The sequence below is a fragment of the Moritella sp. genome, from assembly GCF_033791185.1.
In the GTDB taxonomy this organism is placed as follows: domain Bacteria; phylum Pseudomonadota; class Gammaproteobacteria; order Enterobacterales; family Moritellaceae; genus Moritella.
In genome coordinates this window covers 1-5,722 of record NZ_JASJHF010000312.1, presented here as the reverse complement: position 1 = coordinate 5,722, position 5,722 = coordinate 1, and the positions used below count along the sequence as shown (strand labels likewise).

Annotated in this window: 3 protein-coding genes; 2 read left to right on the top strand and 1 reads right to left on the bottom strand. The window is 39.9% G+C overall.

All coding sequences use genetic code 11. From position 1 onward, the window contains the following. Positions 1 to 191: 191 nt before the first annotated feature. Positions 192 to 1,280, top strand: a complete 1,089-nt coding sequence (aroC, locus tag QNK26_RS17880; protein WP_319225409.1) for a chorismate synthase — start codon at positions 192 to 194, stop codon at positions 1,278 to 1,280. 303 nt (positions 1,281 to 1,583) lie between these two features. Next, positions 1,584 to 4,166 carry an ATP-binding protein gene (locus QNK26_RS17875; protein ID WP_319225407.1) on the top strand — a complete coding sequence of 861 codons (2,583 nt, stop codon included), beginning with the start codon at positions 1,584 to 1,586 and terminating at the stop codon, positions 4,164 to 4,166. A gap of 156 nt (positions 4,167 to 4,322) precedes the next feature. Here the strand turns inward: QNK26_RS17875 and QNK26_RS17870 are convergent, their stop codons facing one another. Further along, positions 4,323 to 5,663 carry an HAAAP family serine/threonine permease gene (locus QNK26_RS17870; protein ID WP_319225405.1) on the bottom strand — a complete coding sequence of 447 codons (1,341 nt, stop codon included), beginning with the start codon at positions 5,661 to 5,663 and terminating at the stop codon, positions 4,323 to 4,325. Positions 5,664 to 5,722 lie beyond the last annotated feature (59 nt).

Here is a 5,722-nt window from a genome sequence, read left to right as displayed (position 1 = left end):
TATTATTCATGAAAAAACATGAATTTTGATATCAAAAGAAGCTGAAATTGATGATTTAATCCATGCTGTATCTATTCTTAGTCCTGAAAAATGTTTAAGTATGAGATCTGATTGTGAAAAAAGAGCACAAGATTTTAGTTTAGAAAAGTTTGAATCAGAATTAGTCAGTATTTTATAAAGGAAAAACGGTTATGGCAGGGAACAGTATTGGGCAATTATTTAAGATCTCCACATTCGGAGAAAGCCATGGTCCAGCACTTGGGTGCATTGTTGACGGCTGCCCTCCGGGACTGGAAATTTCACTCGAAGATCTACAGCTTGATCTAGACCGCCGTAAACCTGGCACATCTCGTTATACCACTCAGCGCCGTGAAGCAGACGAAGTGCAGATCCTTTCTGGTATTTTTGAAGGTAAAACCACAGGTTGTTCAATTGGATTGATGATCAAAAATACTGATCAACGTTCACAAGATTATTCGAACATCAAAGACACCTTCCGTCCGGGTCATGCTGATTACACATATCATCAAAAATTTGGTCACCGTGATTACCGTGGTGGCGGGCGTTCATCCGCTCGTGAAACAGCCATGCGCGTTGCAGCTGGTGCAATCGCCAAGAAATACCTAGCACAACAACACGGTATTGTTATCCGCGGTTATTTATCCCAACTGGGCCCGATTAAAGCAGAAGCATTGCAATGGGATCAAGTTGAACAAAACCCATTTTTCTTCCCTGATCCAAGTAAATTAGAAGCGCTAGATGAATATATGCGTGGTCTGAAAAAATCAGGTGACTCTGTGGGCGCTAAAGTAACGGTTGTTGCCCAAGGCGTACCTGTAGGTTTAGGTGAACCGGTATTTGATCGTTTAGATGCTGAAATTGCCCATTCGCTGATGAGCATTAACGCAGTAAAAGGCGTTGAAATCGGTGATGGTTTTGGCGTTGTAGAACAACTTGGTAGCCAGCACCGTGATGAGATGACACCAGAAGATGGTTTCCTGTCTAATCACGCTGGTGGTGTACTCGGTGGCATCTCAAGTGGTCAAGACATCATTGCTCACATTGCCATGAAGCCGACTTCAAGTATTACTATTCCTGGCAAATCAATTGATAAGTTTGGTAACGCTATTGAAGTGGTTACCAAAGGTCGTCACGATCCATGTGTGGGGATACGCGCCGTGCCAATTGCTGAAGCACAACTTGCTATCACGCTGATGGATCACTTGCTAAGACACCGAGCGCAGAACCTACATGTAGAAACCCAAACACCGAATATGTAGTTTTTGATTAGTGAGATAGTAACGATATAGACAGTTAATATAAAAATACCCATCAGCTTAGGTTGATGGGTATTTTTTTGTCTGCTATTTCGTTATCACATTCTTGCAGAAAAGTAGGGCTGCGTGGCTAACCGTATCGCCTTGTTATTTCCCCTATGTAGACTTGCCAATAGCGAGGGCTGGATAGTTAAGACATTTGACGTAAATAAATGTGGCTTAGATCATAGTTAAGCGACTTTTTTAAGGAAAAAGACCTAGATTACTTATACTCAGAGGTAAGTTATTGGTTTTTATGGTGGTCAAATGTCCCTAAAGAAAAAAAGCATTATTGCGCTGGGTTGCTATACCTGCTTACTCATTACAATAATTGCTAGTATTACCTATTACGTTGTCGAACCACCTATCCGTGATAATCTAGAAAATAACCTTAATTTAAGAACCCAATTACTGTCCCATGAAATTGAAGAGCCGTTAGAGCGTTCAGTCGCTACCTTGCATGGATTAGTCGGTGTTGCGGTCAGTGGTTATTCTGTCGATGTCGTCAAAAATATGATTTTTTCGGTATTTAAAGAAAGTAATGACATCATCATCAGTGGCGGTATCTGGCCTGAGCCCAACACATTAATGCCTTCAAAAAAATTAGCCAGTCTGTTTTTTTCCCGAAATGCAAATGGCGATGTTGAATTCATTAATGATTATAACAACCCAACTGTGGCGCCTTATCAGCTTGAACCTTGGTATACCTCAGTTTCTCACGAAAACAGTCACCATAAAATATCGTGGTCAGCGGTATACGTAGACCCTTTTACCAAGCAAAAAATGATCACCGCATCGCAACCTTATTTTAATAATGGTGAGTTTGTTGGCGTGGCAACCATAGATATCTCGTTAAAAGGGTTAACAGGGGTCATTGAATCTCACGCGGCAGAGCATCAGTTAGGCGTGCGTATTTACAGCGACAGTACCTCTATTGCAGATTATAAATTCAATGTAGTGGAAGGCATGTACGTTGTTCAAAATAGCCTGAGTAATTTTAATTGGCAGCTTGAGGTGATTAACTCTCACAATACGGTGGCGGATGATGTTTATACGCAAATAGTTAATATTGAAATGGGCATTATACCGCTATTACTGGTATGTGTGATTATTGGTTATTACATTATAAGTCATTGGTTAATAAATCCTATTGCTATGATATCAAAGCAGATTAATGACAATGATGCTGGCGAAGTTATCGATATTAATTATCGCTATAAAGATGAAATTGCGAATTTGATAGGGTCTTTTAATAAGAAAACCGAATATCTTGAAATAGAAAAAATAAAAGCAGAATCATCAACTAAGGCTAAAACGTCTTTTTTAGCCAATATGTCCCATGAAATTCGCACCCCGTTAAATGGCATTATCGGTATGGCGGATATTCTCGCAAGCACAGATCTAACCCCTGTGCAGGTTGAATATTTACAAACCATAGATACCTCATCGCAGATATTACTATTACTGATTAATGACATTTTAGATTTATCGAAAATAGAATCCGGCAATCTTGTGCTCGTGCCCCAGCAATCAAATGTCGCTGAAGCTGTGTATGACACCGTCACTATCGTGCTGAGTAAAGCATCTGCTAAAGGTTTATCATTACAAATTGAATTATCGCCAGACCTACCTGAATTAGTCATGTTAGATGTCCATCGTTTACAGCAAGTACTGATGAACTTAATGTCTAATGCGGTTAAATTTACCCAGCAGGGGAGCGTCACGTTATCGGTTAGCTATGAAGAAAAAGCAGATTCCCACGGCACTTTATTATTCTCAGTAAAAGATACTGGCATAGGTATAAATAAAGATAAGTTAAAACAGGTGTTTAAACCCTTCACTCAAGAAGATGGTTCTATTACCCGTGAATTTGGTGGTACGGGACTTGGGTTATCAATATGCCGTCAGTTAGCACTCTTACTTGGTGGAGACATTAAACTAGATTCTAAAAAAGGCGTTGGTAGTCATTTCTATTTTATGATTGATGTTGAGGTGATTAAATCTGATAAAGCAGTATTAACTGAGTTTAGCGAGCGGAAATGTTTAATCATCAGTAACAGCAATAATTATGCGCAACAGCTGGCGGCGGAATGCCTTAAGTTAGGATTAGCCGCTACGATTTTGGCTGAGGATGTTGATTTTATAGATGTTGTTCAGCAATATGCGCTGATCATATATTGCCAGAATACCTTGGCGGTGACGCTAACGGATGTTGAAAAATTAAATAACCTAACTAATCGTCCGCCATTGCTTATCTGTAAGCAGCAACAAAACGAGAACATTGATTTTCATCGTAGTATAGATGGGTTAATTGTTTTTCCATTATTAGGGAAACGTTTTGCTACAGTGTTGCGCAAAACGTTAAAAGCAGCGAATAAAAATTGCTCGCAGCGTACAAGCTCAAAGCCTAAAGTATGTATAGACCAGCAGTTGATTACCAAACAAGAACCAAGCGTTGTAGATAGCCATAATTACAAGAAGACTATCTTAGTGGTGGAAGATAATTTAATTAACCAAAAAGTGGCGACGTTACTACTCAAAAAAGAGGGCTTTGTTGTTGCGCTCGCGAGTGACGGTAAAGAAGCGGTGGACATGGTTAAAGCTGAAGGACAAGCATACGCTTTGATATTGATGGATTGTATGATGCCTGTCATGGATGGTTTCACTGCCACGGAGGCGATACGCGAATGGGAGCAACAGCAAACAAAGCCACGCCTGCCTATTATCGCCTTAACAGCCAGTGTTTTTGTAGAAGATATCGAAAAATGTTACCAATCAGGGATGGATGATTACGTGGCAAAACCTTTTAATAAAGAACTCGTTTTTGAAAAGATAGAAGCATATACATGATGTTTCCGCGAGTCTAAAATCATAACCTCAATGTGAGCTGGACTAAAAAGGTTAATCGCCTTCGTTATTACTTAGCATAAGAAATTCAGATATAAAAAAACCGGCGAGGTGACTCGCCGGTATTATTTGTTATTTACTTAAGCAGTTAACTGCGGTTTAGAATGAACCGTAGATTACTGAAGTGATAGCCATAAGACCACAGATAGTAACGAAGATGTTAGCTATTCTTGAGCTAGCATATTTTTGCATCGCAGGTACTTTCTTGATTGCGTACATTGGCATTAGGAACAAGATAGCTGCAATCATTGGTGCGCCGATTGTTTCGATAAGACCGAGTACACTTGGGTTGATAATCGCTACAACCCATGTAGTTAGTACGATGAATGCGATAGAGAATGTACTGATGTTCTTCTCTGATGCTGTTGGTACAACTTGTTTAACTAAACCGTTTAGACCTTCTTGAGCACCTAAGTAGTGACCGAAGTAGCTAGACGTAATCGCTGCGAATGCTACGAAAGGACCGAAGTATTGAATTAATACAGAGTCATGTACGTTTGCAAGGTAAGACAGGATTGAGATGTTTTCTGCTTTAGCTTGTGCTAGTTGCTCTGGTGATAGTGATAACACACAAGAGAATACGAATAGCATTACGAAACCAAGTAGCATTTGACCAGCACGTTTACAGATAAGGTCTGTTTTTTGTACCGCGTTTTCACCGTAAGTTTTACGTTGTACTTTAGCAAACTGACTGATTATTGGAGAGTGGTTAAATGAGAACACAATCAATGGAATTGCTAACCAGATAGCTGGTAAGAAAGATGATGCTTCAGGTACAACTGTCACCATGCTCGTATTCCAGCTAGGAATCAAGAACAGTGAAAGACCGAATAGGATGAATACCAGTGGGTAAACTAATGCTGATGTTGCTTTAAGCATTAACTCTTTACCAAATAGAATCAGTGCAGTCATTGTTAAAATTAGACCACCAGATAGTAACCAACGTGGGATACCGCTTACTTTATCCATTAATTGAACACCAGCTTCGTTAAGCAGTGGTGCGCCATCAGCCGCTAGGCGTGGGATTTCAATGAAGATATCAAGTTGGTTAACAATGAAACTTTCGAATGTATTGGTAATACCAACACCGTAAATTAATACGATAGGGTAGATAGCAAAGAAGTAAGCAAACGTAATTAATTTTGCAGCACCTTTACCGAAATGTTCTTCAACAACATCTGTGATGTCGGCATCTGGATTTTTTGATGATAGAACGAAACGTGCAAGTGATCTATGTGCCAACCACGTCATTGGGCCAGCAATCAATGCGAGAGCAACCAAAGGCCAAAACCCACCCAAACCTGCTTTAATAGGTAAGAATAAAACACCTGCACCTACTGCTGTGCCAAATAAACTTAATACCCATTCCGTGTCTGCTCTGTTCCATTTAGCAGCGTTCGTAGTGCCGTCCATGTTCGTTGTGGTAGCTTGTTCTGACATATCGTTTTCACCTGTATTTTTGTACTAAAACTCAACTGCTGCATAGGATAATGATTTGA

Coding starts and splice junctions, on each gene's coding strand:
- aroC (WP_319225409.1), top strand. CDS start 192: ATGGCAGGGAACAGTATTGGGCAATTATTTAAGATCTCCACATTCGGA.
- QNK26_RS17875 (WP_319225407.1), top strand. CDS start 1,584: ATGTCCCTAAAGAAAAAAAGCATTATTGCGCTGGGTTGCTATACCTGC.
- QNK26_RS17870 (WP_319225405.1), bottom strand. CDS start 5,663: ATGTCAGAACAAGCTACCACAACGAACATGGACGGCACTACGAACGCT.